Here is a 21,702-nt window from a genome sequence, read left to right on the forward strand (position 1 = left end):
CAGTTTTTGTACAATTGAATTCGAAAAGCTTAGCGTTATGATTTTAAGTGCTCCTTTAAGTTTTTTCAGTAGAAATAAGTATATCTTCAAAGGAGTTTTTTACTGTTTTGGAAATTAATTTTCTGGAAGTCTATAGCAAGTGAAATAATTGCGCGAATTCATGAAAACAGCTTTGGTGCATTTCCAGACAAAGCCGTCGCTGATTTAATTTCTGAATTCAGGTCTGTTGATAAGGATCTTAATTTACTGCGTACGTTGAGCGGGATTAACGTTGTTGAGTCAGAAGCCAGTCAAAATAGAAACGCAATTTTAATATTTGGTCCTGATGGCGAATTGGAAGTTCTAACATATAGGAATGAAACTGAAGCGCTAAAAGAACTTTTTAAGTTAGAGAAAGAGCAGCCATCGATGGATATAGTATTGGTTAAAGCGGATACAAACGAAGACATAAGAATGGCGTTTAAAAACTATTTTTCAGATGCAACAGATTTTGTTCGGCTTGTCACAGAAGGAATGGAAATATTAAGCAATGTTTAAGCTCCGTAGGTTAAGGTCAAGCGCATCTTTTTTTGCGCCATAACCCAACACATTCGCGCGGCAAATGTCGGGTTACGCTACGCTAACCCAACCTACGGTCCTACCAATCACCATGCCTGCCATGTTCTTCAATGAATTTACCTGCCCCTGTCGATTCACTGGTTATTTCAAAAAAGAATACTTCAGGCTTCCCCGCTTTTGATTCAAATCCTTCAACCTCAACTTCAAACTCTGTAGCTTCTTGGATTAAATTATCATCTTCATCGTACTCGGCGTTAATCCCATAGCAATCGCCGTAAACGCCAAGAATAAGGTTGTCATAAACCGCCAAATAACGATCGTCATCTGACAGATATTCCTTATCCGGCGTCCATGCAGCAAATGGCGTTTTGTGCAGCTCTGAGAAATTTTTAGCTATTTGTATTTTTTGACTGTCGCTGATCATTTTATTCACGATTGATTATTTGTGGATTGACTGACGTCATTTAACTCCCCGATGCCTCGAAGCGATAAACATCGATTACGCTAACTCGGACTGTGGGACGACTTTGCTGATTCTCAAGTTCAAGCTTGGGAATCAGTTCTTAGAAACTCCGGCTTTTTGTTTCGAGATTGCCAATCTGGAGATTGGCAATCAGCAAACGCCCTCGGCGGTATTTCTTGCTCTGCGCTCCCTACTATGGAGTTAACAGCGTAACGGGATCAATGTAAAACATTCTACTCCAAGGCTCCGGCTTACTGTCATCGTATTGCCAAAATAATGGAAACAAACTACGAACAACAAAATGTAAATGTGGAGGTTTCCCTTGTGCATTGCCGGTATTACCGACTGTACCGATAGCATCGCCCGTGCTGATCAGTCGTAAAACACGGGTATCAATTCGCTGCAAATGAGCATAGTAATAAAAACGCCATTTCGCACCCAATACCACTACCATATTACCGCCTATGTCATTAAAACCGGTATAGACCACCACGCCGCTACTCGCCGCCAATACCGGAACCCCTTGTTTGGCAAAAATATCTATTCCTTTATGTGTACCGGAACGCCCCCAAGGATGGTACCAGAAGGATGCCGGATTCCAATCGGCCTCGCTCGCACCCTCTACCGGAATTTTGTGGCTTGTCGGAATCAGAAAACCGAAGGCAATCACTATGGATAAAAGGATCAGTGATATTTTTTTCATGATGTTGAAGTGAATATACTTTATCTGCACTTATACTCCATGCATTATCCCTGAGTAAATGTTTTAAGTATCTTCCAGCTTAATACTTTATTCGCCCTAAAATTTTATGTAATAAGCCAAACGAAAAAAGGGACTGCGACGAATCACAATCCCTTTTCAACACCTTTAAGCCGCCCTTTTGTTAAGAGCGGCTACCAAGCATGGGTTATTCGACTTCGATTTCTTTCATGCTCAATCTGACTCTGCCTTGACGGTCTATTTCAAGTACTTTGACTTTGACCACATCGCCTTCATTCAATCGGTCGCTGACTTTATCAACGCGTTCATCTGAAATTTGCGAGATATGAACCAAGCCGTCTTTACCAGGAAGTATCGTAACAAAAGCGCCGAAGTCCATTAATCTGACGACTTTGCCTTCGTAAACTTTACCGACTTCAACTTCTGCGGTAATTTCCTCGATCATACGACGCGCTTCTTCACCGGCCGCTTTATCAACTGATGCCACTTTAACGACACCGTCATCGGTCAAATCAACGCTGGCGCCGGTTTGCTCGGTAATACTGCGGATGGTTGCGCCGCCTTTACCGATAACTTCGCGAATTTTGCTAGGATCGATTTTAAAGGTGATGATACGCGGTGCGAAGTCGGACATTTCTTCACGGGTGCTGGACAACGCTTTGTTCATTTCGCCCAGGATATGCAAACGACCGTGTTTTGCTTGTTCCAGTGCCGACTTCATGATTTCTGCGGTAATGCCATCGATCTTGATGTCCATTTGCAGTGCGGTAATACCGTCTACAGACCCTGCAACCTTAAAGTCCATGTCGCCCAGGTGATCTTCATCACCCATGATGTCAGACAATACGGCAAAGCTGTCGCCTTCTTTAATCAGGCCCATCGCAATTCCGGCAACCGGTGATTTAATCGGCACACCGGCATCCATTAACGCCAAGCTGCTGCCGCAGACCGAAGCCATGGAGCTTGAACCGTTGGATTCAGTGACTTCAGAAACAACGCGAATGGTGTACGGGAACTCTTCCATGTTCGGTAACACGGCGGCAACGCCACGTTTCGCCAAGCGACCATGACCGATCTCACGACGTTTGGGTGAGCCGACAAAACCGGTTTCACCAACGCTGTATGGAGGGAAGTTGTAATGCAGCATGAACGGTTCTTTGTACTCACCGGCCAACGCGTCAATGATTTGCGCATCACGTTGCGTGCCCAATGTTGCAACCACTAAGGCTTGCGTTTCGCCACGGGTAAACAATGCGGAACCATGGGTTCTAGGCAATACGCCGGTTCTGACGGTAATCGGTCTGATTTTGTCTAATTCGCGTCCGTCAATACGCTTGCCTTCGTTAAGAATAGCGTTACGAACGATGCTGTATTCCAGATGTTCGATAATGCCGCGGATGTCACTTTCTGCATACTCGGCATTGGCTACCAGTTTTTCAACGACGGTATTTCTAATTTCTTTCAGTTGTTCTTGTCTAACCAGTTTTTCAGCAACTTGATAAGCGGCTTTAATGTCCGCTTCGACTTCTGCTGTTACCCGTTTTTTCAGTTCGGCATTAATTTCGGGGGCTACCCACTCAACGACGCCTGCACCGGCAGCGGCGGCAAATTCGTTAATCGCATTAATGGCAACCTGCATTTGCTGATGGCCGAATAAAACCGCACCCAACATCACTTCTTCCGACAGATTGTCAGCTTCTGACTCTACCATTAATACGGCATGTGCAGTACCTGCAACCACTAATTGCAGCTTAGACTCTTTTAATGCGGTAGCAGTCGGGTTTAAGAGATATTCGCCGTCTTTAAAACCCACGGTAGCGGCGCCGATTGGGCCGTTAAAAGGCAAGCCTGAAACTGCCAATGCAGCAGAGGCACCCAATAAAGCAGGAATTTCCGGATCAACGTCAGGATTCAGCGATACAACGGTTGCAATAATCTGAACTTCGTTGGTATAGCCCTCTGGGAAAAGGGGACGAATAGGCCGGTCAATCAGGCGAGACGTTAAGGTCTCTTTTTCACTGGGACGACCTTCTCTCTTAAAAAAGCCGCCTGGTATTTTACCGGCTGCGTAAGCTTTTTCTTGATAGTTTACAGTCAACGGAAAAAAATCACCGCCGCTTGCCTGTTTTTTACCGACGACGGTAACCAACAGTGTCGTACCATCTACATCGATCATCACAGCACCGTCTGCTTGACGTGCTACTTCACCGGTTTCTAATTTAACGAGTCGATCGCCGTACTGAAATTCTTTCCTGATAGGATTCACTATAAGGTTCCTTTGCGAGGTTATTAAGGAGGGGTGTCAGGTTACGCTAGCGCTAACCCGACTTACAACAAAAACGGCACAAGAGAATTGTGCCGTTTCTTTGTTCTGTTACTTACGTAAGCCGAGACGTTCAATTAAAGTACGGTAACGGTTTAGGTCTTTATTCTTTAGATAATCCAGCAACTTACGACGCTGATTAACCATGCGCAACAGTCCACGACGTGAATGATTGTCTTTTTTGTGTTCTGCAAAGTGCGGCGTTAAATGGGTGATGTGTGCTGTCAATAAAGCAACCTGTACTTCAGGTGAACCGGTATCGGTTTCTGACTGACGATAGGCTTCAACGACTGCTTTTTTTTGTTCTGCTGTAAATGGCATTTGTAATCCCTATGTAGATTAAAAATTAAAAAATAAAGCCGCCGAAAGTGGCGACTCCTTAAGTACACTGTTTCCACGATAGGGTGTAGAAACAGGTGTATTCTTTGCTGCCCGAGCGCTTGCTTTAGGGCAAATCGTTGTTCATATTAAACAACTTTTTCGGCGCTAGTTTACCATCCCTTAGTAATTCCCCCAAGCCTAAAAATACCGCATCGTTATACATACGCACAGTACCTTGGAATTCATTCTGCCCGAGTTCGTCGAAAGCTAACAAGCTAAGCGACTGACCGTATTTAATACAAATAGCTTGTTCATCAGTCAACTGCACAGCGGGTAGAGCTTCGAGCGGTTTATCGACATTTATCAGGCATTGAAACAAGCCTTGCTGATCCATTGCGGTCAATTGCTCGATAGTTCTGGCATTTTCAATGTTGAATTGCCCCGCTTCCAATCGCCGTAATTCTTTTACTGTTCCGCCGCAACCCAGAGCATGGCCGATGTCTTCGGCCAACGAACGAATATACGTGCCTTTTGAACAATAGACTTCAAGCATCAACTGATCCGGTTCCTTGGCTAAAGATTCGGAATCAGTCAGTAACTTCAGTTCAAATATAGTGATGTGTCTGGCTTTACGCTCAATGGTTATTCCTTCCCGTGCGAGCTCGTAAAGCTTTTTGCCGTTATGCTTTAAAGCCGAATACATCGGAGGAACTTGATCGATTTCGCCGGTAAATTTTTGAAGACAAGTCAGGATGGCATCAATAGATAATTCAGGTACGGGCTTAGTTTCTATAATCGTGCCTTCAAGGTCGCCTGTATCGGTCATAACCCCCAGCTGAACAACAGCCTGATAACGTTTATGGTCATCGAGCATCATCCCCGACACCTTGGTCGCTTCGCCGAAACAAAGTGGCAACAAACCGGTAGCCAGGGGATCAAGGCTGCCGGTATGCCCGGCTTTATTGGCATTAAACAAGCGCCTGACTTCCTGCAAGGCTTTGTTTGAAGATACGCCCAGACGTTTATCTAACAGCAATATGCCGTGAATATTGCACCCGGACTTGCGTTTACTCATGCAAGCTAACCTTCCTCGGGTTTATCCAAATCGCGCTCGTGCAAATCACTTAGCAGCTCCGATACCCGCATGCCGGTATCAAACGAATCATCGTAATGAAAACGCAAATCAGAGATGTGCCGCAAACGCATCCTTTTGGCTAATTGATGCCGAATGACAGGCGACAACTCGTTAAGCAATTTAACGTTGGCTTTTTTGCCCTGTTCATCGGCATTCAATACCGTGACATACACTTTTGCCACAGCAAGGTCTTTAGTGACTACAACCTCATTGATAGTAATAAATCCCAGCCTGGAATCATCGATGTCACGCTGCAAGACCAAAGAAAGCTCTTTTTGCATCTGTGATGAAACACGGGCATTACGACCGAATTCTCTTGCCATAAGGTTTACAGTTCCCGTTTAACTTCGATGCGTTCAAAAACTTCGATCTGATCGCCGGGTTGCACGTCGTTGTAATTTTTTACCCCGATACCGCACTCCATGCCCATCTTGACCTCGGCCGCATCATCTTTGAAGCGACGCAAAGATTCCAGCTGTCCTTCATAAATGACTACGTTCTCACGCAGTACCCGGATAGGCAGATTTCTCTTCACAAAACCGTCAATAACCATACAGCCGGCAACTGCGCCGAATTTTGGCGATTTAAATACATCGCGCACTTCGGCAAGACCGACAATCTGTTCTCTAATTTCAGGCGCCAACATGCCGCTGATGGCTTTTTTAACCTCATCAATCGCTTCATAAATGATGCTGTAGTAATGCAGGTCGATGCCTTTTTCTTCAATCAGTTTGCGTGCAGTGGTATCGGCTCGGACATTAAAGCCCATTAGAATCGCACCGGAAGCCAAGGCCAAATTCGCATCGCCTTCATTAATGCCGCCCACGCCGCCAAAAACGACTTTAACTTCGACTTCGTCATTAGACAAGCCGATTAGGGCGCTACGTAACGCTTCCAGACTGCCCTGTACATCCGTCTTAAGCACCAGATTGACGCTGGCAAGTTCACCGGTTGCCATTCTGGAGAATACTTCGTCCAGTTTAGAGGCGTGTTGCACGGCATGCCGGGACAGCTTCATGCGATCTTCACGATGTTTGGCCAAATCTTTGGCAATACGTTCGTTTTGTACCACCAGAAATTCATCGCCGGCATTCGGTGTACCCGAAAGTCCTAGAATTTCAACCGGCGCACAAGGACCTGCCGCTTTAATCGTTTTGCCGTTCTCGTTAAACATGGCTCGAACGCGGCCATATTCATGACCGCACAGCACCATCTGACCGCTTTCCAACGTACCTTTTTGAATCAGTACCGTTGCCACGACGCCGCGGCCTTTATCAAGCCTTGATTCAATAACAATACCTGATGCCGGGCCTTCAACAGGCGCTTTCAATTCAAGGATTTCAGTTTGAACAATCAACGCTTCGATTAACTCATCGATACCTTCACCGGTTTTCGCCGAAATCTTCAGGAACTGCACATCGCCGCCCCACTCTTCCGCAAGTACGTTGATGGTAGACAGCTCCTGCATCACTTTGTCAGGATTGGCGGCGGGCTTATCCATCTTATTCATCGCCACAATAATCGGCACATTGGCCGCTCTGGCGTGTTCGACCGCTTCCCTTGTTTGCGGCATCACGCCGTCATCCGCTGCAACCACCACAATCACCACGTCGGTAACATCCGCGCCTCGGGCACGCATGGCGGTAAATGCCGCATGACCCGGTGTGTCCAAAAAGGTGACTGAGCCGTGATCGGTTTTTACCTGATAAGCGCCGATATGCTGGGTAATACCGCCCGCTTCACCGGCAGCAACACGCGTTTTACGGATGTAATCCAACAACGAGGTTTTACCGTGATCGACATGACCCATGATGGTAACAATAGGCGCTCGCGGTAATGCCACACGATTATCTTCTTCTTGCGCCTCAGCCAGCATTTCCTGCTCAAGATCGTCATCACTCTGCATAATCGCTTTGTGACCCATTTCTTCAACCAGAATTGCCGCTGTTTCCTGGTCTATGCTTTGATTAATAGTCGCCATAATACCGAGCTTCATCAAATGCTTAATTACCATGGCGGCTTTAACACTCATCTTTTGAGCAAGGTCAGATACCATAATCATTTCAGGTATACTGACCTCTTTTACAACAGGCTCAACCGGCATTTCAAATTGATGCTTGCCATCAGACTTCACACTGACGCGCTCAGCTTTCTTACCTTTTTTCTTCGGCCTTTTGGCATCTCTGCCCCCTGCTCCAGCGCGCGCACCTTCCTCCTGTTTCTTTCTATGCAGTATTTCTTGCTTGGCTGAAGCTTGCTGCCTTACTTTGTCGGCATTTCTTTTGATGGACTCCTCAAGTCGAATATCTTTTTCCTGCTGTTTTTTTCTGGCTTCAGTCGCTTCTTTACTTTTAGCCAATTGCTCCTTCTGTTCTTCCTTCGACTGCATGGACGCAGGAGGTTGAGTAATGTCGGGAGCAGCGGAGCGGCGTGACGAATCGGGTAAGATCTCAGTCTTTTCTTCGACTGACAGGGATGGCGCTTCAGGCACACTAGCGACTTCGGGTTTAACTACTTCGACAACAGGTTTAACTGCCGACTCAACGATAAGATCTTCTTTCTTTTCTTCCAAAACGACTCTTTCTGCCTTTATCTGTTCTTCAATTTCAGGAACATTTTCAGTTTGCTGTACAACCTGTTCTTTAGTTTGCTTGGCTAACTCCAAGTTCCTTTGTTCATCAGGTTCGACTACTTCATTGCGTTTTATATAAGTTTTCTGCTTTCGAACTTCAACGCTAATCGTTTTGGTAGTACTGCCTGGTACGCTAGACTGTTTAAGTTCGCTCACAGTTCTGCGTTTTAAAGTCACCCGTCTCAGTGAACCATCGACCTCGCCTTCATTCTTACCATGGCGTTTGCGCAAATGCGCAAGCAACTGCATCTTTTCATCTTCATTGATCACATCATCAGGGGCACTCGCAGATAATCCTGCTTCTTTCAGTTGCTCTAATAATCGTTCCAAAGGTATTTTTACTACCTCAGCTAATTGTCGTACCGTTTTATTACTCATTTCATACCCCTTACCTACTCGCCTGTTCCTCAGCAAACCAAGGCTCACGCGCCTTCATAATCAATTTTGCCGCCCGATCTTCGTTCATTCCTGGAAAACCCAACAAATCATCTACCGCCTGCTCTGCCAAATCATCCATCGTAATAATGCCATGACTTGCCATATCATAAGCCAAATCCTTGTTCATGCCTTCCATTTCCAGCAAGTCCTGTGCAGGTTCCGCTGTTTCTATGACTTCTTCAGCCGCAATAGCACTAATCAGCAATGCATCTTTAGCGCGGCTTCTAAGCGCAATAACAAGATCTTCATCAAAGCCTTCAATTTCCAGCATTTCACTAACCGGAACATAGGCAATTTCTTCAACCGTATTAAAACCCTCTTCAACCAGAATCAAGGCAATATCTTCATCGACACCCAGTTGATCGACAAATAATTGTTTTATCTTATCGGCCTCGGCTTCACTGTTTTCTTCTGCCTTAGAGGCATCGATGACATTCAGCTCCCAACCCGTTAATTGGGTCGCAAGACGTACATTTTGACCGCCGCGACCGATAGCCTGAGACAGATTGTCTGAACTGACTGCCAAATCCATGCTGTGCTTGTCTTCATCGACAACAATAGACTGGATTTCAGCCGGTGACATCGCATTAATTACAAACTGAGCATCACTTGGATTCCAAAGAATAATGTCAACGCGCTCTCCAGCCAGTTCATTTGAAACCGACTGCACTCTCGATCCTCTCATGCCGACGCAAGCACCGACGGGATCCAGTCTTGGATCATTACCCTTGACTGCAATCTTGGCTCTGGAACCGGGATCACGCGCCGCGCCCATCACTTCGATCAAACCTTCGCCCACCTCAGGCACTTCAAGACGGAACAAGGCAATCAGCAATTCCGGCGCAGTCCGACTGACAAACAATTGCGGGCCGCGTGGCTCCGAGCGCACATCTTTCAAGTAACCCCTGATTCTGTCGCCAATACGAATAGCTTCACGAGGAATCATGTCTTCTTTGGCAATATAAGCTTCTACATGCCCACCTAAATCCAGATAAACGCTGCCCTTTTCAATACGCTTTACGATACCGGTGATCAGCTCGCCTACGCGACTCTGATAGGCATCAACTATTTTCTTGCGTTCAGCTTCCCTGACTTTGTGAATAATAACCTGCTTGGCCGTCTGTGCAGCAATACGTCCAAAATCGACAGATTCAATTTCCTCTTCGACCAAATCACCGACCTGGACATCAGGATTATCGAATCTGGCGACTTCCAATAAAACCTGCGTCTCAGGAAACTCGACATCGCCATCAATTTGATCATTGGCATCAACAACCTCCCAGATTCTATAGGTAACGTAATCACCGGTTTTCCTGTCAATACTAACACGAGCTTTAATTTGATTCACGTGACGCTTGATCGTAGCCGCTTCTAATGCTGACTCTATAGCCTGAAAAACAATCTCTTTTTCAATATCCTTTTCATTAGAAAAAACATCCACCACCAATAAAATTTCTTTATTTGCCACTGCGCCCTCCTTTTTCAATTAAATACTCAGGAACCAAACGCGCTTTACTCATCGCGATAAATGGAACCTCAAAAATCTGATCACCTTCTTGAAGCGAAATCGTATCGCCTTCAACTTTTACTATCAGGCCTGTAATTTTTCTACGGCCATCTATGGCTTTAAATAAATTTACCAACACCCTACTGCCAATATATCGTTCGAACTGGCTCACTTTAAAGAACGGTCGATCTGCACCTGGCGAAGAAACCTCCAAATGATAGTTGCCTAATATGGGATCTTCCACATCCATGGCCCCACTGATTTGATGACTAACCTTAGTACAGTCTTCAACCAAAATCCCGTTTTCACTATCAATATAGATTCTTAACAGGCCATGTTTAGGGTGAGGATTATATTCAATGCCTACGCATTCATAACCTAAACCTTCAACAATTGGCTCAATTAGGTCAACCAAATGTTCAGGAGCCTGCTTCATCTTTTCCTCACTTACTTTCGCACAAAAAAAAAGAGCCGACGGCTCTTCCATTAACAATCAACTATGAGCCTTTAAATCACCAAAGCCCAGAAAACAGAAAACCCCAAAATGGGGTTTTCTGAAACCAATCCTTGCGTCACACTAGCTCCTGCATCCATGCAGTTTTATATGGTAGCGGGGGCAGGATTTGAACCTACGACCTTCGGGTTATGAGCCCGACGAGCTACCAAGCTGCTCCACCCCGCGATTGATTTGGTTATTATAGGGCACTCTCAGTATTTAGCAAGCTATTTATCAATCTATCTTATCAGGTACGCTAAAATTCGCTACTTACCAGACTCATTGCATGCCCTCTGCATCAACTTTAGAGACAAGGCCATCACGGTTTCAATCAACATGAATACCCAGCACAGCTTTTTTTTCAAGTGCATAAGTATTTAATGCATCAACAATACCGATATTGACCTTTTCGTCACGGTGCAACTCTTTCAGGCGACTGAAATAATCATCAAGCAAAATACCGGTGCCCGCTTGGAGACCGGTTAACCGCTTAACACAAAACTCATTCCACCTTAACAGCTCGTCAGCAGTCAACGTTTCCGGATAATTTCTGGCCCGGTATCTAAACAGCATTTCCGGCAATCGGCTATCGGTAAATTTAAATGCCGCTTTAGCTAATTGCTCGGGCAGCATATCTCTAATTTTGGCCATTTGCTTTTTATCGTTTTCAGAGAAAAACCCGCCGCTGTAAATTTCCAGATCGGGATCGGAATCTTGTTCGGCGTAAGTATGGCCGCTAAACACTGCCGCCAACTTTTCAGCCAAGCCGGCAGCAGCTTTAATCCTATCGCTATTGGCATAGCATAACGCCAAATCGATTGCCAGTCGCTGCGCGTCATCCGGTCTAATAACGGACACGGGCGCTAAAACGGGGCATTTGTTGATATGCACGGTTTTTAACGGGATTCTTGCCACACCTTCCGGCAAATCAGCCGTTGCGGTGAAGATTCTCCGCTGAATTTCTTCCACCGATAATCTAAGCATCGACTCCGGATCGACCGACAGGTCATAGACGATGATGCCGTTGGTGTTGGTAGGATGCTTGCAAACAGGAAGCACTATAGCCAGACAATTTTTAGCGGCCGGATATTTACCTGAAATATGCACCATCGGTTTAAAGCTGCCCAACTGAAGCAAGTTAAGCGCCTCAGCCTTAACCCGATGCTGCAACAGAAATTGATAGAGCTTGGGCTGGGCCTGCTTGACTAGTTTAGCGATTTCCAGCGTCGCATAGACATCGGAAAGCGCATCATGCGCGGCTTCATGAGCTATGTTGTTGTCACGAGTCAGTTGATCCAGCCTGAAACTGGGACCACCCTGCTCGTTAACCGGCCAGACGATGCCGTCAGGACGCAAGGCTTTGGCCGCTCTGACCACATCGATTAAATCCCAACGCGAACTGCCGTTTTGCCATTCCCTTGCATAGGGATCATAAAAATTACGATACAGACAGTTACGGGTGACCTCATCATCAAAACGCAGGCTGTTGTAGCCCAGGGTGCAGGTATTCGGCTGAGCTAATTGCTCGTGAATCAGGCGAATAAACTCGGCTTCGCAAACGCCTTTTTGCTCGGCGAGTTGCGGGGTAATCCCGGTAATTAAACAGGCGTCCGGGTGAGGAAGGCAGTCTGCCGCCGGCTTGCAGTAAATGACTAAAGGATCGTCTACGATATTGAAATCAAAATCGGTTCTAATCCCGGCAAATTGAACAGGCCTGTCTCTTTGCGGATCGGTACCGAAGGTTTCGTAATCATGCCAATAAAAGGTTTGCGTACCGCTCATTACTTTCAACCGCTATGGGTGGTGGAACCAGAGGTAGACACTGGCAATTGCTCCTGCATCCATGCAGTCGCAGGCAATACCGCAGGAGCAGTTGCAATCCTTAATGACTTGAAGCCAAAGCTCTCAAGATATCGGTGCGGCTAACAATCCCGACCAGCTCATTATCCTGGAAAACAGGAAAACTTCTGACGGTAGTCTGCTCGAACTTTTCCGCCAAATCCACGATACTGGATTCAGCATCAACACTGATGACTTCTGTACTCATATAATCGCCTACCTTACCACTCATGCTTTGGTTGTAGACGGTTTCCAAGACAATCCTCATGACATCCTTTTCAGAAAACATACCCAATAAGCGACCCCGCTGATCGACAACAGGGGCTCCGGTAATTTTATGATCCAGCAATTGCTTGACGGCATCGACTACATTGGTATTCTCAGTAAGTGTAACCAATCTTTTCGACATATAATCTGCGATAGTAATTTTCGCCAGCATAATAAACTCCTTATTATTGTAAAAATTCCGGCTAGGTCGCCTCGGCAATAGCTTCTGCATTACTCTACCTCCTGCATAACCCACAGGGATGTGGGCTATGCAGATTTTGCATGGAGCAAAAATCTGTCCATGCGGTCGTAAAGCATCTATTCTCGACAGCTTTGGCGTGAACCAACGATGGAAGCTGCTAGCCTTGATTCAAATGAGCTTCCAGTTTCTTTCTTTTATCACACTTTTCCACACAAACACAATTTGCGTTGTTTGCCGCACCGCCACATGAACCTTTAATAGCGCGTCTTCCGAAAATAACACCTATCGCCATAATGGCAATAACAAAAGCCATAAACACAAAAGTCACTAAAAAATAAGTCATGGTAACACCTCGTAAAATTTGTAAATATCTACAATAAAAAAACGAGGAGTGGGCTTAGCCGCACTCCTCGTGCAGGTTAGGTTTACTTTAGCGTAACCTACGGTTCTTATCCGCCAAAATCGTCCAAAAAGATATTTTCCGGCTCTACGCCATTATCTAACAGCATCTTGATTACCGCCGAATTCATCATCGGCGGCCCGCACATGTAGAACTCGCAATCTTCCGGAGCCGGATGATTCTTAATGTATTCTTCGAAAAGAACATTATGAATAAAACCAGTATAACCCGTCCAGTTATCTTCCGGTAACGGATCGGACAACGCAACATGCCAGTCGAAATTGTCATTTTCCTTGGCCAGCATATCGAAATCTTCGACATAGAACATTTCGCGTTTACTGCGCGCACCATACCAGAAGCTCATTTTACGCTTGGATTTAAGCCTGCGTAATTGATCGAAGATATGCGAACGCATCGGTGCCATACCGGCACCGCCACCGACAAAGACCATTTCATTTTCGGTATCTTTAGCGTAAAACTCGCCATAAGGCCCTGAAATAGTACATTTATCGCCCGGTTTCAGATTAAAGATATAGGAAGACATGATACCTGGCGGTACGCTATCCGGTGCACCGGGCGGCGGCGTTGCAATACGCACATTCAACATGATTTCTTTTTCTTCAGGATAACTCGCCATCGAATAAGCGCGTAACGTCGACTCTTTTACGTCAGAAACAAAACGCCATAAGTTAAACTTATCCCAATCATCACGGAATTTTTCTTCGATGTTAAAATCACTGTATTTGGAAACATGCGACGGACATTCAATCTGAATATAACCACCCGCCCGATAGTTGATTTCCTCACCTTTTGGTAAATCCAGCACCAGTTCCTTAATAAAAGTGGCAACATTTTGGTTTGATTTAACCGTACATTCCCATTTTTTAACACCGAAGACATCGTCTTCGACTTCAATGTTCATGTCGTGCTTAACCGATACCTGACAAGAAAGACGCTCACCGTGAGCCGCTTCCCTTTTACTGATATGACTTAATTCAGTCGGTAAAATTTCACCGCCGCCTGAATGCACTTTCACCTTGCATTGCCCACAAGTACCGCCACCACCGCAGGCTGACGAAACAAACAAACCATTATCGGATAAAGCCGTCAATAGTTTTGACCCTGCAGGCACATGAATTTTCTTTTCATTATTGATCAGGATCTCAACATCTCCTTCAGCGACCAGCTTGCTTTTAGCACCGATGATAACGAATACCAGTGCTATAACAAAAGCCGTGAAAATAATGATCCCTAATAGAATTTCCAGCATTACGCTACCTTTTTAAAGTTGGATTCCAGAGAAAGCCATGAAGCCAAGCGACATCAGACCCGCAGTAATAAAAGTAATGCCCAGACCTTGTAAACCGGCGGGAATATCACTGTATTTGAGTTTTTCACGTACGCCTGCCATGACGGTAATAGCCAGGGCCCAACCTAGACCACTGCCCACACCGTAAGTGACACTTTCCCCGAAATTATAGTCCCGCTCAATCATGAACAAACTACCGCCAAGAATCGCACAGTTTACCGTGATTAAAGGCAGAAACACGCCTAAAGCGTGATACAACGCCGGAAAAAATTTATCCAAAATCATTTCCAGAATTTGCACCAAGGCCGCAATCATACCGATACAGCTTAACAGTGCTAAAAAGCTTAAATCCACGCCGGTAATGCCCATCCAGGACAGTGCATCTTCTTTTAACAAGGTATGGTAGATCATATTATTAGCTGGAACCGTAATGGTTTGCACTACCATAACGGCAATACCCAGACCTATCGCTGTCGAAATTTTCTTGGAAACCGCGATAAAGGTACACATTCCCAAAAAGAAGGAAAGCGCAAGGTTTTCAATAAAGACAGCCTTAACAAATAAACTGATATAAGCTTCCATTAGTGATGCCCTCCTTCACCATGAGCAATCGACAAAATTTTAAAATCCGCTTTTTCAACTTGATTGGGTTTCCATTGACGGACAGACCAGATAATCAAGCCAATAATAAAGAAAGCACTAGGTGGCAATAACATCAAACCGTTAGGATCATACCAACCGCCATCTTTCGCTAGAGGAAAAACCTCAAAGCCCAATAATTTACCGGAACCTAAAGTCTCTCTAAAAAATGCGACGATAATCAATATCAAGCTATAACCCAAACCATTACCGATACCGTCCATAAAGCTTTCCAAAGGCGGATTTTTCATCGCATAAGCTTCGGCGCGTCCCATCACGATACAGTTGGTAATAATCAGACCCACGAATACCGACAACTGCTTACTGATTTCATAAGCAAAGGCTTTCAAAATCTGATCTACCACGATAACCAAGGAGGCAATAATAGTCATCTGCACGATGATCCGTATGCTGCCGGGAATATGGTTTCTAATCGAACTGATGGCCGCACTGGAAAACCCAGTCACCGAAGTCAATGCCAGCGCCATAATCAGCGAGGTCGACATTTGCGACGTAACCGCCAAGGCCGAACAAATACCCAAAACTTGCAAAGTAATCGGGTTATCATTAACCAGCGGCGTGGTTAATACTTTTTTTGTTTCATCACTTAAAATTGCACTCATGATTAAACTCCTTTATCCGTTCTTACTTTGGCTAAATACGAGGCAAAACCTTCTTTGCTCATCCAGTATTTGACCAGATTACTGACACCGGTACTGGTCAAGGTTGCACCGGCAAGACCATCAACCTGATATTGTGAACCGGCTTTAGTGTTATCAACCACGCCTTTAATCAAGCTTAACACTGGCTCATTCATGTCGGCGTTTGTTTCCGGGTAGATTTTTTTACCTTTCCATAGCGCACGCCAGTCAGGATTAACCACTTCACCACCCAATCCCGGGGTTTCGGCCTGATCGTAAAAGTTGATGCTTTGTACGGTTTGTCCATCGGGATCTACTGACAGAAAACCATATAACGTGGACCATAAACCATAACCATTGACTGGAAGAATAATTGACTTAATCGCGCCGGCCTCTTTGACCAAAAAGACCTTGGCATATTTAGCCTTGACTCGAATGTGAGCAATATCTTTGTCTTTTGGAATAGCGACACTTAACTCAGGATCTTTTGCCGCCTTGCGTTGATCGTATTCAGCGACATTCATATCCTCAACATAGTCACCCGTTTCCAGATCGACGATTTTAGCCTCGATTCTTTCTGCAAACTCTGTATCAATATTGCTGTCTTCTTCGAGCAAACCCGCCACATCAAGAATGTTCTTTTTCATGTCCAGTTTTTTGTTATGGACTTGAAGAGGCTTTAAAGCAACCGCAGAAAATGAAACCAGAACTGCACAAACCAGACAAAGCGCAACCGCAATAGCAATGGTTTTTTCCAAACTATCGTTGCCTAAGGCCAGAATTTTATCCTTGTAAACCTTGAACTTTTGATAATGCTCGCAATTATCCAGTGCGATGCAAATTTTATTGAATTGTTCGCATTTAAGCATGACGTTTCATCCTTCTTCTGATATTGGCCTGAATGACAAAATAATCAATCGTAGGCGCAAACATGTTGGAAAACAGAATTGCCAGCATAATGCCTTCCGGGAATGCCGGATTAACAACCCTGATTAATACCGTCATTCCTCCGATTAAAGCCCCGTACACCCAGCGACCGGTATCGGTCATTGCCCCACTGACCGGGTCGGTCGCCATATAAACCATGCCGAAAGCAAAGCCGCCCATCGTCAAATGCCAGTACCAGGGCAGGGCAAACATGTGGTTGGTGTCGCTGCCGATGATGTTGAACATCAACGAGGTTGCTACCATGCCTGCAAATACGCCGCCCATAGTGCGGTACGACGCCACTTTGGTGTACAACAGGAAGGCCGCGCCGATTAAAATAGCCAGCGTTGAAGTTTCGCCAAGACAGCCCGGTTCAAAACCAAAAAAGCTTTGCATCCAGCTGTAATTTGCCGAGTAAATCGCTTCAAGCCCGCCAGTTGCGGCCAAACCTAATGGTGTCGCTGCAGTATAACCATCAACGGCAACCCATACCGAATCGCCTGAAATAGATGCAGGATAAGCGAAATATAAAAATGCTCGTCCAGTTAATGCCGGATTCAAAAAGTTTTTACCGGTACCCCCGAATACTTCCTTACCGATAACAATACCGAAAGAAATACCCAACGCCACCTGCCATAAAGGCATATCAGGCGGCAAAATCAAGGCGTACAACATCGACGACACCAGAAAACCCTCATTCACTTCATGGCCGCGAACGGTAGCGAACAATACTTCCCACACACCGCCAACAGCCAGCGTCACTATATAAATAGGCAGAAAGTACAAAGCGCCGTGAACCATATTCGAAAACGGATTCATGGTACTGTAACCGAAGATCATCATCGGGATACTGCGCCAGCCTTGGGCTTTTTCCAGACCCATCGCTTCCATGGCTAAATTGGCCTGATAACCGGTGTTATACCAAGCCATCAAGATGCAAAAAAATGTAGCAATGACCACAAAAGTCATGGTTCGTTTCAGGTCATTGCCGTCACGAACATGGGTGGTGCCGCGCGTTACATCAGCCGGTGTATAGATGAAAGTATCCACCATCTCGTAAAGACCGTAATACTTCTCGAACCGCCCACCTTTGGTGAAATGCGGTTCTATGCTGTCTAAAATATCTCTAGGCGACATTATCCTTCCTTCTCAATTTTAGTTAAATTCGCTCTCAATACAGGAGCAAAATCATGTTTACCAGGATCCACAAACGTAAATAAGGCAACATCTTCCTCATCAAGCTCTAAACAGCCTAATAATTGAGCCTGATCCGTATCACCGACCACCAGCGCTTTTAACAGCGGTGTAGACAAAATATCCAGTGGCATAACGGCTTCATAAACACCAACAGGAACAATCGCCCGGTTGCTGCCGTTTTTATCGGTTGTTAAGGGGAATTTACGATTCAACTTACGGTCAACGCTGGAGGTATAAACATTAAGCGCTGAATATTTGTCTTTACCCGGAACAATCCAGCCGAACAATTCACGAGCGCGGCCTTCTTGCAATACCGAAATCTGGTTGTTATAACAACCCAGAAAAGCGGCCCAATCTGCAGCCAGATGTCCATACAATACCGAACCTGAAATCACCCGATTTTCGACTCCCTCCAATTGACCCGCAACCAAATCATTGGTATTAGCGCCGACACGGGTACGAATCAACCGTGGTTTTTTAACAGTAGGTCCTGCCAATGACACTACGCGTTCAACATTGATTTTACCGGTGGTAAATAATGCGCCGATGGCTATTACCGCCTGATAATCCAGATGCCAGACAAATTTATTGATACTGACCGGATCTATTAAATGAATATGGGTGCTTGGCAGTCCTGCAGGATGCGGTCCTGAAAACTCGGCGGTGGTTACCGGTGCATTACCGGTGCTAATGTCAGCATTGGTCGCCTTACAAACGTAAGTCTTACCCTCCGTCAACTTGGCAATAACCGCCAAACCATTAGCGAAATCATCGCCACGCTCTTTAATGATAACCGCAGGATTTGCCGCTAACGGACTGGTGTCGATTGCAGTCACAAAAATAGAACGGGGCTTGCTGTCTACAGAGGGAATTTTGCCATAAGGACGAGTACGCAATGCCGTCCACAATCCCGACGTCAACAGATTTTCTTTAACCTGTTCTGCCGATAAATCGTCTAATTCTGAAGCCTTGTATTTTGCAAATGACTCCTGAGCCGTTCCTTTCAGTTCGATAACAACAGACTGCAAAACCCGCTTAGCACCACGATTAATGGATTTCACGACACCCGCACCGGGTGAAGTAAATACAACCCCAGGATTCTTCTTGTCAGTAAACAGGACTTGACCCAACTTGACCGTATCACCCTCACTGACCATCATGGTAGGCTTCATGCCTACATAATCCATCCCCAGAACAGCAACGGAATTAACCTTATTGCCATCCTCAATAACTTGTTCGGGCTCTCCTGTAATAGGTAGATCCAAACCTTTTTTAATACTAAATTGCATAGTGTGAGCCTGCTCTCCAATCAAGTTGTTTGATCCCATCCTTTCATTTCAAGTACAAATAAAACAAGAGGCGCATTAAGACATAAAAACGTGGCATTAGACCACAAAAACGAGGCATTCTCAATAGACATATAAGAGGCGCCGGCACCAAGCGTAGCGCGTGCCAGAAGGTAATCGTCAATTTAATTTCAGAAAAGACGTGCGCAGCATCCCCTATTTTGACTATAAAGCTTTTTTAGCTTTCGTAGACAGTGCGTAACATCAGGTGTAATTTAAGGCAATACGGTAATGAGTTGACTTTACCTCGATAAATTACTCAAACCCAGAGCATTCATAAATCCGCCGCCATAATATGCCGCGCAAACAGAGCATCTCGCAATGACCCAGAAAAAAACCAAACCGACCCCATCGGCACGCTCGAAAAAGCAGCCTCGACATAAAATCAACTTCCCGGTAGTCGGCTTGGGCGCTTCTGCCGGTGGTTTAGAGGCCTTCGAGCAGTTCTTCCGCCTTGCCCCGCCCGATAGCGGCATGGCTTTCGTTCTGGTCTCGCATCTCGATCCCAGTCACGCCAGCATCCTCACAGAAATCCTGCAACGCGTCACCACCATGCCGGTGGTTGAGGTACGGGATCAAATGCAAATTTTGCCTAACCGCGTCTATGTAATTCCTCCCAACCGCGATATGACCATCATCCACGGCACCTTGCAACTGAGCATACCGACAACGCCTCACGGGCAGCGCATGCCCATCGACGTCTTCCTGCGTTCGCTGGCTGAAGATCAGTCCGAAAGGTCCTGCGGCATCATTTTGTCCGGCACCGGTACAGACGGTACGCTGGGATTACGTGCCATCCTAGGCGCCGGCGGCATCACCATTGCACAGGAACCGACTACCGCCAAATTCGACGGTATGCCGGCCAGCGCCATCCAGGCAGGCTATGTCACCCATATTTTGCCGGTGGAGAAAATGCCGGGAGCGCTAATCTCCGGCATACACACACTGAACCCACCCTCCCCCCCGATTGCGTTAAGCGGTATCAATCGCATCCTGCTGCAATTACGCACCAGCACCGGCCACGATTTCTCGCTGTACAAAAAAAGCACCATCACCCGCCGCATTCAGCGTCGTATGGCGCAGAACAACGCTGAGGACACCGAAACCTATGCCCGTTTACTCAAGGAGCATCCATCCGAAATAACGTTGCTGTTCAAGGAATTACTGATCAATGTCACCAGCTTCTTTCGCGATCAGGAGGCTTTTATCCTGCTTAAGCAGGACATCCTGCCGACCCTGCTTAAGGACAAATCGGAGGACTACGTTTTCCGCGTCTGGGTGGCAGGTTGCGCCACCGGCGAAGAGGCCTATTCCATTGCGATAGTGTTGAGCGAGCTGATGGATGAATACCGCTACGAGTTTAAAGTGCAGCTATACAGCACCGACCTTGCCGAAGACACCATTAATACCGCCCGCGCCGGTTACTATCCGCCCAATATCGCGCAGGATGTTACGCCTGAGCGGCTGCGCCGATTCTTCATTAAGGAGGACGGAGGCTATCGAGTAAAAAAAGAAATTCGCGAAATGGTGGTATTTGCCGTGCAGAACATCATCAAGGATCCGTCTTTTACCAAGCTCGACCTGCTCAGCTGTCGCAACCTGTTGATTTATCTGGAGCCGGAACTGCAAAACCGCCTGATCCCGGCCTTTCACTATGCGCTCAAGCCGGGCGGAGTGCTGTTTCTGTCGCCGTCGGAAGGCGTCGGTAACCATACCGAGCTGTTTATGCCGCTCAACCGCAAATGGAAGTTCTACCGCGCCACTCCCACCGCTGCTTCAACCCGCGCCATGTTGACCAGCAACTTGAACTGGACTACAGCACCGGCACACAAAACGCCGGAAGACATCATGAAATCCGCCAGGGAGACCAACTTGGCCGAACTGACCCGGCGCCTGCTGCTTCAATTCTACGCGCCCACCTCGGTGGTAACGGATCTCAAGGGCAATATCCTCTATGTCTATGGCGAGACCGGAAAATACCTGCGCCCTGCGCCCGGCCATGCCACCCTCAACATGATCGATATGGCGCGGGAAGGCCTGCAACTGGAACTGCGCTCCGCTATTTCGACCGCCAACCAAGGCACACCGATCCTGAACCAGGAACTGTCGGTCAAAACCAATGGCGATTTTCACCCTGTACTCCTCTGCGTACGCCCCCTGCCGAATCCGAATAATCGCCAAAACCTGCTGCTGGTGAGTTTTCAAGACATAATACTCGATGTTCAAGTTTTTAAATTTTTTGCAGCCTGATTCTTGGAAAATTATCCAGCAGCACGGTACTGTAGCGAAACCGTCGGCCCTAAACGCCCCAAATCCCTCCCAACCATATGTTTTCCAGAAG

General features: G+C 46.2%; 20 protein-coding genes and 1 tRNA gene. 2 read left to right on the top strand and 19 right to left on the bottom strand.

The window, feature by feature from the left end; translation table 11 throughout:
- The first annotated feature begins 255 nt into the window (after positions 1-255).
- Entirely contained in the window at positions 256-537 is a 282-nt protein-coding gene (locus RW114_RS16150) for a hypothetical protein (protein ID WP_340123798.1), read from the top strand.
- A 100-nt stretch (positions 538-637) separates the two neighbouring features.
- Here RW114_RS16150 and RW114_RS16155 read toward each other — a convergent pair whose 3' ends face one another.
- From RW114_RS16155 to RW114_RS16245, 19 genes are all read right to left on the bottom strand, one after another.
- Positions 638-982 carry a hypothetical protein gene (locus tag RW114_RS16155; protein ID WP_340123799.1) on the bottom strand — a complete coding sequence of 115 codons (345 nt, stop codon included), beginning with the start codon at positions 980-982 and terminating at the stop codon, positions 638-640.
- Between the two features lie 232 nt (positions 983-1,214).
- Entirely contained in the window at positions 1,215-1,724 is a 510-nt protein-coding gene (locus tag RW114_RS16160; RefSeq protein WP_340123800.1) for a M23 family metallopeptidase, read from the bottom strand.
- Between the two features lie 205 nt (positions 1,725-1,929).
- Positions 1,930-4,008, bottom strand: a complete 2,079-nt coding sequence (gene pnp / locus RW114_RS16165) for a polyribonucleotide nucleotidyltransferase (protein WP_340123801.1) — start codon at positions 4,006-4,008, stop codon at positions 1,930-1,932.
- 108 nt (positions 4,009-4,116) lie between these two features.
- On the bottom strand, positions 4,117-4,386 hold the full coding sequence (gene rpsO / locus RW114_RS16170) for a 30S ribosomal protein S15 (protein ID WP_300485838.1): 270 nt from the start codon (positions 4,384-4,386) through the stop codon (positions 4,117-4,119).
- Positions 4,387-4,510: 124 nt separating this feature from the next.
- The gene (gene truB, locus RW114_RS16175) at positions 4,511-5,461 is read right to left on the bottom strand and encodes a tRNA pseudouridine(55) synthase TruB (protein WP_340123802.1); all 951 of its coding nucleotides are present in this window, start codon (positions 5,459-5,461) and stop codon (positions 4,511-4,513) included.
- 5 nt (positions 5,462-5,466) lie between these two features.
- Complete coding sequence (gene rbfA / locus RW114_RS16180; protein WP_340123803.1) at positions 5,467-5,844, bottom strand: 30S ribosome-binding factor RbfA; 378 nt, start codon at positions 5,842-5,844, stop codon at positions 5,467-5,469.
- A gap of 5 nt (positions 5,845-5,849) precedes the next feature.
- Entirely contained in the window at positions 5,850-8,531 is a 2,682-nt protein-coding gene (infB, locus tag RW114_RS16185) for a translation initiation factor IF-2 (protein WP_340123804.1), read from the bottom strand.
- A gap of 10 nt (positions 8,532-8,541) precedes the next feature.
- Positions 8,542-10,059, bottom strand: a complete 1,518-nt coding sequence (gene nusA / locus RW114_RS16190) for a transcription termination factor NusA (RefSeq protein WP_340123805.1) — start codon at positions 10,057-10,059, stop codon at positions 8,542-8,544.
- Positions 10,049-10,534 (bottom strand): ribosome maturation factor RimP, encoded by a 486-nt coding sequence (rimP, locus tag RW114_RS16195; protein ID WP_340123816.1) that lies wholly within the window; start codon positions 10,532-10,534, stop codon positions 10,049-10,051. Before rimP ends, nusA begins: the two co-directional genes overlap by 11 nt.
- A 169-nt stretch (positions 10,535-10,703) precedes the next feature.
- Positions 10,704-10,780: transfer RNA gene (locus RW114_RS16200), tRNA-Met, on the bottom strand.
- A gap of 141 nt (positions 10,781-10,921) precedes the next feature.
- Positions 10,922-12,376 carry an exodeoxyribonuclease I gene (sbcB, locus tag RW114_RS16205; protein WP_340123806.1) on the bottom strand — a complete coding sequence of 485 codons (1,455 nt, stop codon included), beginning with the start codon at positions 12,374-12,376 and terminating at the stop codon, positions 10,922-10,924.
- 100 nt (positions 12,377-12,476) lie between these two features.
- Positions 12,477-12,872 (bottom strand): CBS domain-containing protein, encoded by a 396-nt coding sequence (locus RW114_RS16210; RefSeq protein WP_340123807.1) that lies wholly within the window; start codon positions 12,870-12,872, stop codon positions 12,477-12,479.
- Positions 12,873-13,059: 187 nt separating this feature from the next.
- Complete coding sequence (gene nqrM / locus RW114_RS16215; protein ID WP_340123808.1) at positions 13,060-13,245, bottom strand: (Na+)-NQR maturation NqrM; 186 nt, start codon at positions 13,243-13,245, stop codon at positions 13,060-13,062.
- A 106-nt stretch (positions 13,246-13,351) separates the two neighbouring features.
- Positions 13,352-14,572, bottom strand: a complete 1,221-nt coding sequence (nqrF, locus tag RW114_RS16220) for an NADH:ubiquinone reductase (Na(+)-transporting) subunit F (RefSeq protein ID WP_340123809.1) — start codon at positions 14,570-14,572, stop codon at positions 13,352-13,354.
- A 12-nt stretch (positions 14,573-14,584) separates the two neighbouring features.
- The gene (nqrE, locus tag RW114_RS16225) at positions 14,585-15,193 is read right to left on the bottom strand and encodes an NADH:ubiquinone reductase (Na(+)-transporting) subunit E (RefSeq protein ID WP_340123810.1); all 609 of its coding nucleotides are present in this window, start codon (positions 15,191-15,193) and stop codon (positions 14,585-14,587) included.
- Positions 15,193-15,873 (bottom strand): NADH:ubiquinone reductase (Na(+)-transporting) subunit D, encoded by a 681-nt coding sequence (locus tag RW114_RS16230; RefSeq protein WP_340123811.1) that lies wholly within the window; start codon positions 15,871-15,873, stop codon positions 15,193-15,195. Before RW114_RS16230 ends, nqrE begins: the two co-directional genes overlap by 1 nt.
- A gap of 2 nt (positions 15,874-15,875) precedes the next feature.
- Positions 15,876-16,760 (bottom strand): Na(+)-translocating NADH-quinone reductase subunit C, encoded by an 885-nt coding sequence (locus RW114_RS16235; protein WP_340123812.1) that lies wholly within the window; start codon positions 16,758-16,760, stop codon positions 15,876-15,878.
- Positions 16,753-17,955 (bottom strand): NADH:ubiquinone reductase (Na(+)-transporting) subunit B, encoded by a 1,203-nt coding sequence (locus RW114_RS16240; RefSeq protein ID WP_340123813.1) that lies wholly within the window; start codon positions 17,953-17,955, stop codon positions 16,753-16,755. Before RW114_RS16240 ends, RW114_RS16235 begins: the two co-directional genes overlap by 8 nt.
- Positions 17,955-19,304: a Na(+)-translocating NADH-quinone reductase subunit A gene (locus tag RW114_RS16245; protein WP_340123814.1), complete on the bottom strand. Its 1,350-nt coding sequence runs from the start codon at positions 19,302-19,304 to the stop codon at positions 17,955-17,957. The genes RW114_RS16240 and RW114_RS16245 overlap by 1 nt, the downstream gene beginning before the upstream one ends.
- 378 nt (positions 19,305-19,682) lie before the next feature.
- On the opposite strand from RW114_RS16245, the gene RW114_RS16250 reads away from it, so the two are divergent.
- Complete coding sequence (locus tag RW114_RS16250; protein WP_340123815.1) at positions 19,683-21,611, top strand: chemotaxis protein CheB; 1,929 nt, start codon at positions 19,683-19,685, stop codon at positions 21,609-21,611.
- Positions 21,612-21,702: the final 91 nt, after the last annotated feature.

Origin of the sequence: Methylobacter svalbardensis (genome assembly GCF_037671525.1) — a bacterium.
GTDB classification, from domain to species: Bacteria; Pseudomonadota; Gammaproteobacteria; order Methylococcales; family Methylomonadaceae; genus Methylobacter_A; species Methylobacter_A svalbardensis.